Consider the following 269-nt stretch of genomic DNA (forward strand, 5'->3'; position numbering starts at 1 on the left):
AGCTGTTCACCGCCTGGCCATTCCTAGGCTCGCGGCGAATGATCGCGATGCTGAAGACTGAGGGGCTTCAGGTCAATCGCAAGCGTGTGCAGCGGTTGATGCGCAAGATGGGCATCGCGGCGCTGGGACCGAAGCCGAACACGACAAAGCCGGCGCCGGGCCACGAGATCTATCCCTATCTGCTGCGCAACATGACGATCGACCGGCCGAACCAGGCGTGGGCGGCCGTCATCACGTATCTGCCCATCGGGCGCGGCTTTCTCTATCTC

At 62.8% G+C, this 269-nt stretch carries 1 protein-coding gene; it reads left to right on the forward strand.

Going from position 1 to position 269, the window contains the following annotated elements; translation table 11 throughout:
* Positions 1 to 47 precede the first annotated feature (47 nt).
* Positions 48 to 269 (forward strand): IS3 family transposase (locus AC0L3P_RS40310; protein WP_473309500.1); only part of this gene is annotated, 222 nt, incomplete at its 3' end.

Source organism: Bradyrhizobium sp. WSM4874, from assembly GCF_055811835.1.